Raw genomic sequence first — 13504 nt, 5'->3', positions numbered from 1 at the left:
CGAAATACGGCATCGGGCAATGCCCACGCAAACGCGTTTCAGGGCGCGGGGTTGAGCAACGTCTTGTCGGATGCAGCCGGGTCTTCCGCCTGCACGACCACGGCCGTGATGTTGTCGCGCCCGCCTCGTGCGAGCGCGATTTCCACCAGTTCATCCGAAGCGCGCAGGCAGTCGGCCGATGCCAGTGCAGCCAGGATTTCCCGGTCGCTCACCTCGTTGCAGAGTCCGTCGCTGCAAAGCAGGAAGATGTCGCCGTCGACGACTTCGATGGCGGCTTCGTCGAGATCGAGCCGGTCCGTCGCGCCGACCGCGCGCGTGATCATGTGCTGCGCGGGGTGATTGCGCGCTTCCTCGTCGGTGAGGTGGCCCATCAGGCGCAGTTCCTCGACCTGGCTGTGATCGCGCGTCAATTGCCGCAACTGGCCCTGCCGCAGCAGATAGATGCGGCTGTCGCCGGCCCACAGGTAGCCGCAGAACCGGTCGCACGCGAGCAGCACGACAACGGTGCTGCCAATGCGTTGCACCTGACGTCGCGCGGCTTCTTCGCGGAGCTGTTTGTTCGCGACCTGCAGGCGTGCGCGCGCATCCGCGATAAAACGCTTCATGCTCGCGGGCGGCGCCAGCTGGCTTAACGTTTCGATGACGAGACGGCTCGCCAGATCGCCCACCGCATGGCCGCCCATGCCATCGGCGACGGCCCAGCGTCCGAGCCCGGACTGATCGAGGCAGGCGTCTTCGTTGATCTCACGGACGCGTCCCACGTCGGAACGCGCCGATGACGTCCATCGAAACTGGCTTGCACAGGTCACGACATTTACACCGCATTGTTTTTGCTGCGCGCGTCGGGAGAAACGGTGAGGTTCGAATTCGAACCGGTGTTGTTGACGTCGACCGACTGGAACGTGTTGATCATCTGGTTAGCATAGAAGCTGTTCGAGATCTCGTACAGGTTAACGGTCGGGCCGAAGCTTGGCGTTTCTCGAACGTAGGGCTGGATCCAGCCATACACCCACGGCGCACCGCCGCCGCCCCGGATCGCGGCCATTGCCTTGCGATCCAGCGCGAGATTCAACGAGAGGTCATTCACAGTAATGGAAGCCATGGTGGGTCTCCGGTTGGCCGTCTGTCCCGGCCGGGTCAAAAGAAGTCTGAGCCCCTATATGCAAGGGCCATGCCGAAAGTCCCGGCGTCACACGCGTATCGCGTAACGCCTTGATTATTTGAAGATTAATGGCGTGCGCGCGGACCCGGCACACGTCATTTCCCGCCTGTTCGTTGGTCCAGCGCCAACAGCGGCCGCCGCATGGCGGTGGCCGACCCAACACCCAGAAAGTAAAGACGCACGGGCACGCCCTGATTTGAAATGGCGGTTCGTCGCCAACAGTTCGCCAGAAATTGTGTCGGCCCGAGCCGCACATCCGGTGTCGTGCCGGCCTGTGCGAAAACGTGAATATCGATATAAATCAATGGTTTGTGTGGCATGGCCCGGTTGATGCGCAATACCGGTCAGAAGTGTTGGCCATCGGATGCAGGCACCGCTTGCAGCAACCAGACGAACCAGACGAATCGGGGCAGCCATGAACAGCAACCAGCAACTGACATGCAGCGAAGGATGGGGCAAGGACCCCATCGTCGTTTCGATGTCGCCGGACCTTCCGCTGCGCACGTACAGCGAACTTCCGGCCGGCGCGCATCTCGTCACGGAACGTCGCGGCTACGAACACCACGGCATCTATGTCGGTGACGGCCGGGTGGTGCACTACGCGGGTTTTGCAAACTCGACGCATCGCGGTCCGGTCGAGGAAGTCACGCTGGCGCAGTTCGCCGCCGGCCACATGGTGATGGTCCGTCCTTATCCGCACGCCCGCTACGGCAGCGAAGAAGCCGTGCGCCGCGCACGCTCGCGTCTCGGTGAAAACCGTTATCGCCTGCTCACCAACAACTGCGAACACTTCTGCGCGTGGTGCCTGCTTGGCAGGAGCCATAGCGAGCAGGTGCAGACCTGCCTCATGCATCCGCGTGCCGGTGTGCGCGCGCTCGTGTGCCTCGTCAAGGCATTCGTCGAAGGCGGCAGAAACGATGCGTATGTCGCGGCGCAGGCCGCCTGACACCGCCCATGTATTCCCGAACCGGCAGAAAGGAGACCATCATGAACGCCGCAGAAAAGTCGTTGCACGAGGCCGTCGACAAATGGCTTGCGCCGACGCCCGCGATGCCCGCCCGTGTCACGCGCTTTTGCCACGGCGTGGCGCGTCGCCGCTACGTATGCGTCGAGGCGCTGCGTCCGGGCGGCCTGCTGTCGATCATTTTTTTCCGCCACGACGACGGCTCATGGAACGTATTCCCGCCCGCCGCCGCCCGTCCCGCGATGGACGGCCGCCGGCTCGCGGCATGAGCGCCTGTTCCGGTCCACACTGTCAGGAAGCCGGCAGCGCGCCTGCAGGCATGACGCGGGTGTGTGACACTGGTGGCTAGCGTACATACGCCTCGCGCCGTTGCGTGAGAGGGTGACGCGATAGAGGAAACGGCATCGCTACCATGAGAAAGGTCGCTGTCCATGCACTGATCGCGCTTGCCACCGGCGGCGTCATGTTCACGCCGGTCCTGTGTCGCGCCTACGAACTCGATCCGCAACTCGACTGCAAATCGAACGCGCACGACTACATCTCCCAACTGCTCAACAGCCAGTACATCGAGCCGAACCCGATGCGCGTCGAGGCCAACTCGATCAACGCGTTCCGGCCGATACGCGGCAGCAATCTCACTGCTTTCGGATTTCGCGTCTACGCCGTGCTCGGCTATGAACATGACGACGCGATCTTCAGGAAGGGGAGTGGCGAGCCGATCAGCGATTCCGCTTACGGCGTCGTGGTGAACGGTCCCGCTGAAACCGTGGAGTCGCGCGTGCGCGAAGCGGGCAGCGGGGCCATCGTCAAACAGGTGGTCCCGCTTCTGATCACCGCGATCCTGTGTGACGGGCGATAGCGGCGGCGGTGCGCTGGCGTGCCGCCGTGCGATGCGAGGGTCAGGAGTGGCGCTTGCCGAAGCGCGGGCGCAGACGGCGAAAGCGCTCCCGCTTGTGTTCCTCTTCAAAATGCGCGATCGACGGCTTGACGAGATCGCTGCGCGACACGATGCCGACGAGGCGCCGGCTATCCATGTCCGTCACCACCGCGAGCCGTTCCAGACCGTGTACCGCGAGCCGCGTCGCGACGAGACGGCAGGTTTCGTCGGCCAGCGCGAACACCGCTGAATGCATGTGCAGCACGTCCGCGAGCGTCTGGCTGGATGCGGCGTCGGTGTCGGCGCCGGCGGCGCGCACGCTTTCGAGCATCGCGCGGTCCACCACGCCCAGCACCGCGCCGTCTTCGACCACGGGATACGCACGGCGCGTCTGCGTCTCGCCGAACCACGCGGCGAGGGCGTCGCGCACGGTGAGTTTTGCATCGATGGCGTCGACCGTGCGCGTCATGACTTCGTCGACATAATGACGTTCGAGCGGATCGACGCCGTACTCACGATAGATGTGATAGCCGCGACGCGCGATTTTCTCGGTCATGATCGAGCGTTTCATGACGACCGTGGCGAAACCGTGCGCCACCAGCGTCGCCGCGAGCAGCGGCAGCAACGCGTTGGCGTCATGCGTCAGGCCGAACGCGAAGACGATCGCCGTCAGCGGTGCGCCCAGCGTGGCGCCGAGCGTTGCCGCCATGCAGATGAGCGGCCACAGCGCCGGTTCGCTTCCTGGCAGCACGTGGCCGAGCACGACGCCGAGTCCCGCGCCCAGCATGAGCAGCGGAGCCAGCACGCCGCCCGAGGTGCCCGAGCCCAGCGCCACGACCCAGATGACCGCCTTCACGATCAGGATCGCCAGCGCGATCTGGAGGGCGATGTGCTGGTGCAGCAGGTCGCCGATCACGTCATAGCCGACGCCGAGCGCGCGAGGTTCGATAAATCCGCCGATACCGACGACGAGGCCGCCGAGCGCGGGCCACCACATCCAGTGAACGGGCAGCTTGCCGAACAGGTCTTCGGTCTTGTAAAGCGCCGCGGAAAGACCGGTCGCGAGCGCACCCGACAGCAGGCCCGCGACCACGCACGAGACGAGCGACCAGGCATCCGGCGCCGCGGTATTGAGCGGAAAGAGCGGGCCGGTGCCGAAGAACGCGGCACGCGCGAAACCCGCCACGGCGCACGCGAGCGCGACGGGCAGAAAGCTGCGCGGGCGCCATTCGAACAGCAGCAGCTCGACGGCAAGCAGGACAGCCGCGACGGGCGTGCCGAACACCGCCGTCATGCCGGCTGCCGCGCCCGCGACCAGCAGCGTCTTGCGCTCAGCCGAAGTGACCTTCACGCACTGCGCGAGCAGCGAGCCCAGCGCGCCACCGGTCATGATGATCGGACCTTCCGCGCCGAACGGGCCGCCGCTGCCGATCACGATGCCCGACGACAGGGGCTTGAGGATCGCCACTTTCGGCGACATGCGGCTCTTGCCGAAGAGAATCGCCTCGATGGCTTCGGGAATGCCGTGGCCGCGGATTTTCTCGGAGCCGAAACGCGCCATCAATCCGACGATCAGGCCGCCCACCGCCGGAATCACGATGACCCATGCACCAAGCGTATTGAGCGCCGGCGAACGGTCCGCAAACGAAAAACTACCGAAGAAGAACAGGTTCGTGAACAGATGGATCAGGTTCAGCAGCACGAAGGCCGCGAACGTGCTGAGCGCGCCGATGACGGCTGCCAGTGCGGAAATGCCGGGCAGTCGTGAGTTGGTTGAAAAATCCCGCTTGTGTGTATCGTGTTGCATGGTGGTTTACAGATCAATTTGAGGAATCGTGAGGGCACCCTTGAGCGAACGGAGTTCGGCGCGGTGCAATTCGGCAAGACGCGCAAGCACTCTTTCACCGGCCTTCAGCAGATGAACTTCCACCTGGCGCCGGTCGGTTTCGCTGACTTTGCGTGCCACCAGCTCCAGCGCCTCGCACCGCGAGACCAGTGCGACCACGCTATGGTGTTGCGCCTGCAGGCGCTCGGCCAGCTCGCCGATGGTCGCCCAGTCGCGCTCCGGGTAGCCCTTGATATGAAGCAGCAGCAGATACTGCAGCGGCGTGATGCCTTCGCCTTGTGCAGCCCGCTCGGAAAAACGCTCGAAGCGCCGCATCTGGTAACGAAACTCCGACAGCTGCTCGAAGTCCGGCTTCGTCAGCCCGCGCGTGATTACTTTCATTCGGGAATGGCCTGTCTGTGAAGCAGATTAAACGGCGAATATATCGCAATATGATACTGATTCAGCCGTTCGGAAAGTCATGCGACGAGGCGTTGCTGAACCTGCGTCTGCTTGTACAAGCCGGAAATCAGGTCTGCCTGCGTGATGATGCCGGCGAGCTGGCGTGTCGCGTCCAGCACGGGGATGTGATGGTGTCCGTGGTCCGCGAAAAGCGGCACCAGGTCGCCGATCGGCGTGCTGGCCTCCACGACGCACACGTTCTTGCTCATCAAGGTGTCGACGGTCGTTTCGGGGTTCGGCGCGCGGGTGAACCAGCGCGCGGACAGGCTTTCGGTCGGGTTTTTCCGCGCGCCCGTCGGGTTGCCCGACAGATCGGCGCGGGTGACGATGCCAACCACGTGCCGGGTTGCATCGGTAACCGGGAGCGCCTTGATGCCGTGGCGCGTGAGCAGGTTCAGCGCCGCTTTGACCGTGGTGGATGGTGCAACGCTGACCACGCCTTTCGACATCACGTCCGCGCAGGTGGTCCCGCTGAAGGTGCGCGCGTAGGTGCGCATCTCGGCTTCGTGCAGCAGCGATTCCAGGTCGTCTGGATCGATGGCGAGCAGTTCCCCGCGCCGATTGATGACCGCTTCGAGATCCGCGCGCGTGACGCCGCCGCGCGGCTCGCTGCGGCCTGCCGCGGCGCCCGACGACGCGTGCGCGGCATGGGGGTAGCGGTGCCCGGTGATCGCGTGCCAGACGAGCGCGGCGCACAGCAGCGCGGCCGACTGCATCGCGATCGGCGCGAACACGAAACCAAACCCGAGCGCATGGACGGCCGGGCCGCCCAGCACCGCGGTCAGCGCGACCGCGCCCGAAGGCGGGTGGACGCAGCGTAGCGCGAACATCGCGCAGATCGCGAGCGCGATTGCGAGCGACGAAGCGAGGACCGGATCGGCGATCCAGTGCGCGCAGAACACGCCGACCGTCGCCGAAACCAGATTGCCGCCGATGAGCGACCATGGCTGCGCGAGCGGGCTCGACGGCACGGCGAACAGCAGCACGGCGGATGCGCCCATCGGCGCCACCAGCAGAGGAATGAGCGCGAGGGGCCCGACGAGGAAATGCGTGAGTACCCCGGTGAAGCCGATGCCGATCAGCGCGCCGAGGCACGCACGGACCCGTTCCGGCCAGCGGACGGTGAGGGCGGCGGGGGCGAAGCGGGCAAGCCACGAGAGCGTGGAGGATGCGGACAGCGTATTGGTGAGGTTCGGACGGAGCACGGCCTGGCGGGTCGGGTGAAAAGTGCCGTCACCATAAGCGAAACCTTCGATTAAGGGAAAGAACTTATTCTCATGAATGTATGCTGCTGTGATATAAATCGGGGTTCGCCGAAAGGGGAAGCGGCTTGGGCTTTGGGCTGGAAGCCCTGTAAATACGGGGTGGTCGCTGTGGGGAACGCCGGATGCGCGGCTCGAACACATCTCACGGTGTGATATATCTCGGCATGAAAACCCCGGGATGGCTTGAGCTGCTTTCCGGAAGTTGGACAGTTTGATGGGGCGCGGGCTGCGTCGATGAGACGTGCCGCCTGGTTCTTTTTGGGTCGCTATCGGAGGCCAGAATTGAGTCGTCGTCCCAACCCGACACGCAGTCGTTCACGAGGCCGTGGACCGTAACCGAGCCCACTCCGGCCATTTGCCTCGTTCAATTTCGGACATTCAAACGTCGATCGATGCGGCCTGGTAAAAGGTAATTGCTCTGCCGGGCGGTAAGGTAACTGCCTGAACTTTGACAGGAGAAAAAATCAATGCAGCTTCTCGATCATGTTTCGATCGGCGTTCCCGATCTTGACGCGGCACGTCCATTCTACGACTCGACCATGAAGGCACTGGGAGCAACCAAGGTCTATGACCGTTCCAATGCGCTCGGTTACGGAGAGCGCTGCACGTCGGCCGACACAAAATCGACGTGCCTGAGCGTCTATCTGGACCCAGGCAGGATCGATGTGAACAAGCGGCATTGGTGCTTCAAGGCGGTGTCTCGCGAACAAGTGGACGCATTTTTTACAGCTGGCCTCGCCGCCGGCGGACGTTCGGATGGTGAACCTGGACTTCGACCTCACTACCATGGCGACTACTATGCAGCGTTCCTGTTCGATCCGGCTGGCAATCGTGTAGAGGCGGTATGTCACACCGCCTCGAATTGACACAACGACCAGCCAGGTGCGGGAAGCAACGTGCTCTCCCCTCGAAATGCCTGATTGACTGACTCAGGGCGTGAAGCCGATCTTCAGACATTCTGAAAACAGACGCCCGACATTGACGTCATGAGCGCGGCAAGACAAGCAAGCCATCGGACGACGCTATACTTTCGCGCTTTTATTGCCTTCGTCAGGCATCAGGAGTTACACATGAGCGCATTGCCTTCCTGTCCGAAATGCAATTCCGGGTTCACGTACGAAGATGCGGGCGTCTACATCTGCCCGGAGTGTGCGCATGAATGGTCGGTGCAAGCAGCTGTGCCGACCGAAACGGTTGACAGGGTTTATCGCGATTCAGCTGGAAATGTCTTGCAGAATGGGGACACCGTCACTGTCATCAAGGACTTGAAGCTGAAGGGTTCGGCCGGGGTGATCAAGATGGGCACCAAGGTAAAAAATATCCGGCTGCTGGACAGCGACCACGATATCGATTGCAAGATCGATGGCTTTGGTGCCATGAGCCTGAAATCGGAATTCGTCAAGAAGGTGTGACCAGGCGCATGGCGCATGATTGGCGCCTGTTGGTCCGACCCGGAAACGGGTTGCCTTCCGGGTCCATGCCACCGGCTCAGTCCTTGAACGTCCCGGGAGATTCAACAACGAGCGCGGGATCGATTTCCTTGTGAGTGAGGCCGAATCTGGACATCCCATCGACCTGCCTCGACGCCGGGCAGCAGTTCGCTGAATGTGGTCAGGTGATGCTCGATGTGGGTTACGCCGATCGCTCGTAGTACTGTCTCCGCCAACTCGATGTCTGCTCCCGTAGCAACCCGATCCGGCTCCGTCCAGCCGAATGGCGGTTCTTCGATGTACGCGATCTTTACTTTCATCAATTCTCCTCGCTAAAAGTGAACGGCCAGAATGGGCCCGTAAGATCGACGGAGCTGATTGTCGACGATTCTACTGGCACCATCGAACGTCGCCTTTTGGCCGAACTGAGTCCGACGGCGACCGGCTCGGATCGACCCCAAACGGTCTTTCGTGCTTGCCGAAAGCGGCCGTTCACCTCATTCGAAAGCGCGCTGGATCTCGTTGATCAAGCCTGCAAGTTCCGGGTTATCGCCCCACATGTCAAATTCTCGCGTCGCAATCAAACCCATCGTCAGCGGTCCCCGCTTTAGTCCCGACGGTTGCCCAGTAAGCTGAGCGCGGCACCATATGAGTTGGCGATGGATACTTCCTATATTTGCCGATGCCGTAATCGAATTCGGATCGATACTGATCAGCGCTCGATCAATCTTGGATAGAAGGTCGATGTTCGTCATGGTAGGTGGTCAACTCAAGCGCTACTGGGCGAACACGCTCGCAGTACTGTCCACGTAGAGGGGAAAGCCGTGCCGTGCGCACCACGCCTCTAGCTGCGCGTGGATTTTGCTCCAATATGGTTGCGCCCATTCAGGCGCAGAGTTCTGCCACGCGGCTTCCGTAGGGAGGTAGATGGAAGGAACCCCCATCGGCATCTCAAGAACCAATTCGCCAAGCGAACTCGAGCAAACCAATTCTTATTTCCATCGAGTATGAAAGGTGAAGTCCATTTGCAGTGGCGAAGCCCTGTCTGTAATACGCGATTCAGGCTGTTACTCTAACGTCCTGAGCATGTGCGCCAGAGCATAAATTTCGCCGCGAAGCTCGTCGAAGCGCTCGTTGTCGCCCTCAGGGATCAGTAGTTCGGTGCCGATATTGCTCCGTTGTAGAACGACGTCGTTCAGGCTACCCATTCCTCCGTATGCGGAAAGTAAATGTTCGATGCCATAGCCATCGAGGGAGCGAATCAGTCTCGCATCTTTGGCTAACCATTCTGCCCATCGAACCTGCCCATAGGAGCGCAGCAATGCTTCCGCCTGATCAAGCATATGGGCAAGAACGTCTATTTCAGAAGGCATTAACCGTCCTCGACATTGGAGCGTTACCAAGAGGGTGTGCTGTATCCAAACGCAGGAGCGAGCTGATTGTCAACGTATGCGGTCCTGCGCTCCGCTCAACGCACCGAAGGAAAACGTTGAATCGCCGAAAAATCGACCTTCCACACGTCCAGTTCGAACAACTGACCAAAGTTGTCCAAGGATAACGTGACGAGGATAGGAACACCATCGGAATCCAAAAACCCCAATTGACATAGGTCCACTCCGAGCCGGCGCTCACCTGTACTCTGCGAATTGAACCGAATACTACCCTTTCCGCCACCACCCAGATCTTCGACAAGGCAGTTCGAGAGCGAATGGCCAAACCTTGCCGCCTGCGAGACTCTTGAAGCATATGCTCAATGAGTGCTTTTTCCGCGGGATCCAGAGGTCTTGATTTCATCGCAATGGGCGGTTGCTGCCAACAGGCCGACAGCGACAATTGTTGACCACCTACGCGCCGATGTCGAATGACCGGTTGTGGCCGAAACTATTCCCACGACGGGCGATTCACTCTCCGTGTTTCTGTCATCGCGCGTAGCTGCGATGCGAGGCGACACCATTCCTGCCCAACTCAACCATTCATCGTCTAACGCCCGCACCGCCTCCACACCAAAAGCGACGCCCAATGCTTAAGCGAAACAGACCCCACACTTAACCAGGCTTGCCGTCCGCACGCGGACGGCACAGCGGCAGCGCGTATGCGACGACATAGATGCCGAAGCCCACGATCCAGCAAAGGCCGGCCGCCGTGATCCAGAACAGGAAGAACTGCGGCGCGACGAGCGGTCCGAATACCCGCAGCGCGGAGCCTGCCATGACGAGCGTATAGCTCGCGATATCGCGGCGATCGGCGGTGAGCGGCTTGCCGGTGTGTCCGCGCGCGGTGCGCGTGATCATCGCGATGATCGCGCCGCCGATGGCGCCCGCCGTGAACGCGTGCATGGCCAGCGTATGCGGCACGACGCCGAATGCGCTCAGCACGAGCAGCGCGAAGCCGACCGGAATCCACGCATACGCGAGATGCAGGATCAACAGGATCGGCGGACGACGCACCGCGTACGAACGCCACATGACCAGCCGTGCAACATGCGCCGCGCACGCAAGCGCCGCGAGCGTGGCGACGACGAACGGGCCCGCTTGCACCGCGTCCGCGAGCAGCGCCAGCAGCGTGAGCGGCGGCACGGCGAGATCGACCGGCCGCCAGCGGCGCGACACGAAACCTGGAATGGCGTTGGCGGTGAACATCGGCACGACGCGTCCGGTGATCACGCTCACGAGCAGCACGATAATGCCCACGGAAGCCATCACGCAGCGCAGCGCGAAATCCGCTTCGCCATGCAGCATGAAGTAATGAAAGAGCGCGTTCAGCAGCCCGAAAAGCAGCAGCACCGGCACGAGAAAATAGTTGCGCCGGTTGCCCGCGCGATGCAGCGTGCGCAGCAGCAACAGCGCGGCGGCCGGCAGGAACAGGCTGTCGATCACGGCCGCGGGCACGGCCGGCCCGCTCCATACCAGCACGCGCGCCACGAGCCACGTAGCGACGAGCAGCGCGAGCGCGAAGCCGCGCGCGGTTGGCATGCCGGTCCACGCACGCACGGCCGTCAGCAGAAAACCCGCGATGATCGCGGCGGCGAAGCCGAACACCATCTCGTGCGCGTGCCATGCGACCGGATCGAGCTTTATCAGGTAGCCGCCGGACAGCGGCACGCCGCGCAGCACCAGCAGCCATAGCGCGAGCGCCACCGCCGCACACGCGGCACCACCCAGATAGAGCGGCCGGAAGCCCAGATTGAAGAGTGCGAAGCGATGCGACGGCTGCCGCCTGGGCGGCGCGACGAAGGTCTGGCCTGGCTCTGAGATTTTCATACGCGTCCCGCGTGATCAGGTTTGCTGCGCGAACGCAGCGTGTCGCACTGCGCGACAACGGGCGGACAAGGTGTCACGCGTCCTGCCGGGACACAGGCCCTCGTCGTGCTTCGAGGGTGCCGGACAGGCGCTCAGGATGCCCGCAAACCAGTATGCGACGCACACGCGCGGATTTCATCGCAGGGCCGCGAAAAATCATCGGGATTGTTCCGTCGAGTGACCGCAGGTAGCTGATTTTGTTCAGGAATGTGCGCGATGACACGCATGTGGCAATAGCGCGCACGCCGTGCCATGCAGCGAATTGCTCCATTCCTGCTTCATCGCACGCTTTTTGCATGGAGCCAGGTATATCGCCGTACATGCCGTCCTCGAGGAGATGCGCCATCGTGACCCGTTTGCCTGGAGCACCGCGCCTGACCTGGAAAATCCACGTCGTCGCAGCATTGATATGCGTCTGCGTGGCCATGCCACCTGTCGAGTCGCTCGCGCAGCCCGCCAGTGCGCGAGAGACGATCGCGATCCCGGACTGCACGCTGATCGACGACAACGCCGCCTACAACGACGCCGACGTGACCCGCGTCCAGCAGTTGCGCGTCACGATGATCAGCAGCCAGTTGCGCGATGCGCTGCGCGAACGCGGCCTTTACCGCGTCGCGGACAACGCGCCCGCTGCCGCGCTGATCGCGTCGTTGCAGTCCATGCAGAACCTCAACGCGTGCAACGGGTGCGAGCGCGAAGTGGGGCGCCGGCTGAACGCCGGGCGCGTCGGCCTGTGCTGGGTGCAGAAAGTCAGCAACCTGATCCTGAACATCAACCTGCGTATCGAAGACGTGGCGAGCGGCGCGACGGTCTTCCAGCGCTCCGTCGACATACGCGGCAATACCGATCTGTCGTGGCAGCGCGGCGTGAACGCGCTGGTCGATCTGCTGGCACAGGCGCAGAAGCAGAAGTAGCGGGCCACGCCCGGGATCATGCCGTCCGGCTTTGCCAGGGTCGTGGCCGCGCGGAATTCGGGAAATTCTCCTGCCCCGTCGCATTGCCAGACAAAGGGCGGATGGGCTAACTTGAGGTTCGGGCTTCAAATCAGACAAACCCCGAGGACCGCACGTCAATAGACTGCTGGAGACAATCATGCGTTTCACAAAAACCACGGTACATCTCGCACTTTTATCCGCGTTTGGGGCGATCGCATCGGGCGCCGGCATCGCGCGCGCGGCGACCCCCCTGGCGTACGTGACGAGCGAGACCGCTGGCGTCGGCGTCATCGATCTCGACCAGATGACGCTCTCGAACACGATCTCGCTCGGCGACGACGGTCCACGCGGGCTCAGCCTGACCGCGGACGGCAAGCATCTGCTGGTCGCCAACAAGAAGACCGGCGATCTCGCGGAAATCAACACCGCGACCGGCAAGGTCGAGCGGCGCGCGAAGATCGGCAAGAACCCGGAGTTCGTGCGCGTGCATCGCGGCTTCGCCTACGTGACGTATGAACCTGGCGAAAGCGGACCGCCGCCTGGCGTGCCGGGCGCCGCAAACGCAGCGGGTGCATCGGGCGGGGGCGAGCAGCACGGACAGGGCGGCAAGGACGACGACGATGCGAACTCGCCGCCCGCCGAAATCGCGATCGTCGATCTGAAGACGCTGAAAGTGGTGCGCTCGGTGAAGAGCGGTCATGAAACGGAAGGCGTCGAGTTTTCGCCGGACGGCAAGCTGCTGCTCGTGACGAACGAAGGTGACGATACCGTTTCGGTGTACCGCGTCGGCAGTGGTACGCCGGTGCGGGAGGTGAAGATGCCCAAGGGCTCGCGGCCACGCGGCATCCGCGCTTCGCCGGATGGCAGGCAGTATGTCGTCACGCTCGAGAACACCAACAAGTTCGTCGTGCTCGACAGCGGAAGCATGAAAATCGTGAAGACGGTCGATACGAAACTCGGCCCTTACGGCGTCGGCTTCGATCCGTCGGGAAAACATCTGCTGGTGGCGGCGGCGCGTGACAAGACGCTGCAGGTGTTCGATGCGAAAACGTACGAGCACATCAGCGACGCGCCCGTGGGTCAACGTTGCTGGCACTTCAGCTTCACGCCGGACGGCTCGAAGCTGCTGCTCGCGTGCGGCCGTTCGAACGCGGTGTACGTGCTGGACGCTTCGAACTATCAGACCGTCAAGCAGATCGACGATCTGCCGCTCGCGTGGGGCATCGTCACGTATCCGGCCAGTTCAGGTTCGATCGAATCGCATTGAGCGCTCACTGAAATTGAA

General features: G+C 62.4%; 17 protein-coding genes and 1 pseudogene. 7 read left to right on the top strand and 11 right to left on the bottom strand.

Annotated elements, in window-relative coordinates; translation table 11 throughout:
* Window positions 1-38 precede the first annotated feature (38 nt).
* Window positions 39-809 (bottom strand): PP2C family protein-serine/threonine phosphatase, encoded by a 771-nt coding sequence (locus tag LPA34_RS06280; RefSeq protein ID WP_228976067.1) that lies wholly within the window; start codon window positions 807-809, stop codon window positions 39-41.
* Between the two features lie 5 nt (window positions 810-814).
* A complete protein-coding gene (locus LPA34_RS06275) occupies window positions 815-1102 on the bottom strand; it encodes a hypothetical protein (protein ID WP_228976065.1) in 288 nt (95 codons plus the stop codon).
* A 475-nt stretch (window positions 1103-1577) separates the two neighbouring features.
* On the opposite strand from LPA34_RS06275, the gene LPA34_RS06270 reads away from it, so the two are divergent.
* The 3 genes from LPA34_RS06270 (at window position 1578) to LPA34_RS06260 (ending at window position 2985) form a co-directional block, all read left to right on the top strand.
* Window positions 1578-2108, top strand: a complete 531-nt coding sequence (locus tag LPA34_RS06270) for a lecithin retinol acyltransferase family protein (RefSeq protein ID WP_411178816.1) — start codon at window positions 1578-1580, stop codon at window positions 2106-2108.
* Window positions 2109-2149: 41 nt separating this feature from the next.
* Window positions 2150-2395 (top strand): hypothetical protein, encoded by a 246-nt coding sequence (locus LPA34_RS06265; RefSeq protein ID WP_228976062.1) that lies wholly within the window; start codon window positions 2150-2152, stop codon window positions 2393-2395.
* Between the two features lie 143 nt (window positions 2396-2538).
* Window positions 2539-2985 (top strand): hypothetical protein, encoded by a 447-nt coding sequence (locus LPA34_RS06260; protein WP_228976061.1) that lies wholly within the window; start codon window positions 2539-2541, stop codon window positions 2983-2985.
* Between the two features lie 40 nt (window positions 2986-3025).
* Here the strand turns inward: LPA34_RS06260 and LPA34_RS06255 are convergent, their stop codons facing one another.
* The 3 genes from LPA34_RS06255 to LPA34_RS06245 form a co-directional block, all read right to left on the bottom strand.
* Window positions 3026-4810: a chloride channel protein gene (locus tag LPA34_RS06255; RefSeq protein ID WP_228976059.1), complete on the bottom strand. Its 1785-nt coding sequence runs from the start codon at window positions 4808-4810 to the stop codon at window positions 3026-3028.
* Window positions 4811-4816: 6 nt separating this feature from the next.
* Complete coding sequence (locus LPA34_RS06250; RefSeq protein WP_228976057.1) at window positions 4817-5230, bottom strand: MarR family winged helix-turn-helix transcriptional regulator; 414 nt, start codon at window positions 5228-5230, stop codon at window positions 4817-4819.
* 77 nt (window positions 5231-5307) lie between these two features.
* Window positions 5308-6468, bottom strand: a complete 1161-nt coding sequence (locus tag LPA34_RS06245) for an HPP family protein (RefSeq protein ID WP_228976119.1) — start codon at window positions 6466-6468, stop codon at window positions 5308-5310.
* 554 nt (window positions 6469-7022) lie between these two features.
* Here LPA34_RS06245 and LPA34_RS06240 point away from each other — a divergent pair.
* Both LPA34_RS06240 and LPA34_RS06235 read left to right on the top strand, forming a co-directional pair.
* Window positions 7023-7421 carry a VOC family protein gene (locus tag LPA34_RS06240; protein WP_228976055.1) on the top strand — a complete coding sequence of 133 codons (399 nt, stop codon included), beginning with the start codon at window positions 7023-7025 and terminating at the stop codon, window positions 7419-7421.
* A 204-nt stretch (window positions 7422-7625) separates the two neighbouring features.
* A complete protein-coding gene (locus tag LPA34_RS06235) occupies window positions 7626-7967 on the top strand; it encodes a zinc ribbon domain-containing protein YjdM (RefSeq protein ID WP_228976054.1) in 342 nt (113 codons plus the stop codon).
* A gap of 143 nt (window positions 7968-8110) precedes the next feature.
* Here LPA34_RS06235 and LPA34_RS06230 read toward each other — a convergent pair.
* From LPA34_RS06230 to LPA34_RS06210, 6 genes and pseudogenes are all read right to left on the bottom strand, one after another.
* Window positions 8111-8305 (bottom strand): annotated as a pseudogene (locus LPA34_RS06230) (transporter substrate-binding domain-containing protein); the annotation flags it as partial.
* A 177-nt stretch (window positions 8306-8482) separates the two neighbouring features.
* A complete protein-coding gene (locus LPA34_RS06225) occupies window positions 8483-8740 on the bottom strand; it encodes a hypothetical protein (RefSeq protein ID WP_228976052.1) in 258 nt (85 codons plus the stop codon).
* 312 nt (window positions 8741-9052) lie between these two features.
* Window positions 9053-9358 (bottom strand): DUF6966 domain-containing protein, encoded by a 306-nt coding sequence (locus LPA34_RS06220; RefSeq protein WP_228976050.1) that lies wholly within the window; start codon window positions 9356-9358, stop codon window positions 9053-9055.
* A gap of 95 nt (window positions 9359-9453) precedes the next feature.
* A complete protein-coding gene (locus tag LPA34_RS27060) occupies window positions 9454-9642 on the bottom strand; it encodes a DUF6984 family protein (protein WP_411178823.1) in 189 nt (62 codons plus the stop codon).
* 388 nt (window positions 9643-10030) lie between these two features.
* On the bottom strand, window positions 10031-11245 hold the full coding sequence (locus tag LPA34_RS06215) for an NnrS family protein (protein ID WP_228976048.1): 1215 nt from the start codon (window positions 11243-11245) through the stop codon (window positions 10031-10033).
* Window positions 11246-11318: 73 nt separating this feature from the next.
* Entirely contained in the window at window positions 11319-11711 is a 393-nt protein-coding gene (locus LPA34_RS06210) for a hypothetical protein (RefSeq protein ID WP_228976047.1), read from the bottom strand.
* Here LPA34_RS06210 and LPA34_RS06205 point away from each other — a divergent pair.
* Both LPA34_RS06205 and LPA34_RS06200 read left to right on the top strand, forming a co-directional pair.
* Window positions 11710-12198 carry a DUF3280 domain-containing protein gene (locus LPA34_RS06205; protein ID WP_228976043.1) on the top strand — a complete coding sequence of 163 codons (489 nt, stop codon included), beginning with the start codon at window positions 11710-11712 and terminating at the stop codon, window positions 12196-12198. The two genes, LPA34_RS06210 and LPA34_RS06205, sit on opposite strands and share 2 nt — an antisense overlap.
* Window positions 12199-12376: 178 nt before the next feature.
* Window positions 12377-13486: a beta-propeller fold lactonase family protein gene (locus LPA34_RS06200; protein WP_228976041.1), complete on the top strand. Its 1110-nt coding sequence runs from the start codon at window positions 12377-12379 to the stop codon at window positions 13484-13486.
* The last annotated feature ends 18 nt before the right edge of the window (window positions 13487-13504 follow it).

Origin of the sequence: Paraburkholderia gardini (genome assembly GCF_907164575.1) — a bacterium.
GTDB classification, from domain to species: domain Bacteria; phylum Pseudomonadota; class Gammaproteobacteria; order Burkholderiales; family Burkholderiaceae; genus Paraburkholderia; species Paraburkholderia gardini.
Note: the sequence above shows the minus strand (reverse complement) of the source record. Positions and strands in the feature narration are given on the sequence as shown.